This is a genomic window from Streptomyces sp. YIM 98790, assembly GCF_011421595.1.
Taxonomy (GTDB): Bacteria; Actinomycetota; Actinomycetes; order Streptomycetales; family Streptomycetaceae; genus Streptomyces.
In genome coordinates this window covers 1-1,649 of record NZ_WTLH01000377.1, presented here as the reverse complement: position 1 = coordinate 1,649, position 1,649 = coordinate 1, and the positions used below count along the sequence as shown (strand labels likewise).

At 75.0% G+C, this 1,649-nt stretch carries 1 protein-coding gene, 1 tRNA gene and 1 pseudogene; 2 read left to right on the top strand and 1 reads right to left on the bottom strand.

The genetic code is table 11. From position 1 onward, the window contains the following. Positions 1-364 (top strand): annotated as a pseudogene (locus tag GQS09_RS28210) (hypothetical protein); the annotation flags it as partial. A 61-nt stretch (positions 365-425) separates the two neighbouring features. After that, positions 426-499, top strand: a tRNA-Ala gene (locus tag GQS09_RS28205). Positions 500-917: 418 nt separating this feature from the next. Here GQS09_RS28205 and GQS09_RS28195 read toward each other — a convergent pair. Beyond that, on the bottom strand, positions 918-1,649 hold a 732-nt coding region (locus GQS09_RS28195), incomplete at its 5' end, for a peptidoglycan-binding protein (RefSeq protein ID WP_207958390.1).

The window sequence follows — 1,649 nt, the reverse complement described above, 5'->3', positions numbered from 1 at the left end:
GCCGGACGCCGGGGCGGGGGACCGGCCGCCCGCCGCCGACGGGCGCCGCGCCGTGGTGGAGCAGACCGACCACGCCGAGTGGCTCGACCAGCAGCGCCGGAAGACCCTCCCGGCCGGCCCCGAGGGCTGGGAGCCCGCCCCGGTGCCGCTGCCCACCTACGTCAGCGCCCCGGTCGCCCCCCGCCACACCCGCGGCGTGGATCTGGACGCGCCCGGCACCTGGAGCGCCGCCCGCTCCACCTCCACCCCGCCGCAGCAGCCCACCGCGCCGGAGGAGCGCGACCAGCGCTCCGGCGGGCCCCGCCGCACGCCCCTGTTCGACCAGTACGCCGACGAGGACCGCCCCCGCGCCGCCGGCGAGTAACCGATTTCGGGCCGTCCCCGCGAAGGTGCTACAGTTTCCAGCGTCCTCACGGACACCCCACGGGCCTGTAGCGCAGCCTGGTAGCGCATCTCGTTCGCAACGAGGGGGTCAGGGGTTCAAATCCCCTCAGGTCCACCGCAAGACCGTTCATCATTCCAGGCACGAACGGATGACGAGATCCCGCCCGATCATGGCGATCGGGCGGGATCTCGGCGTTCCGGCCTCGGTTTCGTCCGTCGAGACGCTGGGTGCCCGGTGCGGTGAGGCGCGGGTACCGGCCTTCCGTCATACGGGCGTTCAGCGCCTCCATGACCCGGCCCGGTGCCCGGTGCGCGAGGTGGTCGAGCTCGGTGACGACCAGGGGTGGGACGGGGCGGGATCTCGTCTCGGCGGGAAGGACGGTCAGGGTCGGTCAGGCGCTGTGTCCGGTGAATCACGCTCGCGGACGGTCGCGTTGGCAACCCGGCCCCGGATGCGCGTGATGACGGCTCCATGGTGGGGCGGCCGCCGCAAGGGGCTGCGGCGGCCGTGACGCGTCACCGGGCGGTGCCGGTCAGACGCAGGAGGGCTTGGGGTTGTCGAGGTGGCTCCAGGTGTCGGGGCCGACCTCGCCGTCGACGGCGATGCCGGAGCAGCGCTGGACGGAGCGGACCGCATCGTCCGTCAGCGGGCCGAAGATGCCGTCCACATCGAGCCTGTAGCCGTAGTTGTAGTTCAGCAGGCACTGGATCTCTTTGACGGACTCGCCCGCGTGGCCCTGCGCCCAGGCCCGGTTGCGGTCCGCCGCGTAGTTGCAGTGCTTGCGGCCCGGGGCGCCCGGGTCGGGCGAACTGGTGGACTGCGTGGGCCTGGGCGAGGCCGACTGGGTGGGGCTGGGCTCGGGGTCGGGGCGTTCCGACGCGGTCGGCTCGGGCTGTGGCTTCTCCTGGCCGTCCGCCTCGTGGTGCCCGCCGGAGCCGTTGTCGTCGGGCCGGGAGGCGTCGTCCGTGCCGCCCGGGTCCTCCGCCTCCTCGGCCGGCTCCTCCGTCTCCTCGTCGGCGTCGGAAGGGGATTCGTCGTCGGACGGCTTGGTTCCCGGCACGGCGGGGGCCGCGTCGCCGCCCCCCGGTCCGGGCTCGTCCTCCGTGCCGCCGGTGCCGCCGGCTCCGCCGGAGCCGGCCGCCTGGCCGGGCTCCGTGCCGTCTTTGCCGTCGCCGAACACCCCGACCGCGTAGCCGCCGCCCGCCAGCAGGGCCAGCGTCGTGGCGACGGCGGCGGCGAGCACCGCCAGCCGGGTGCGTCGACG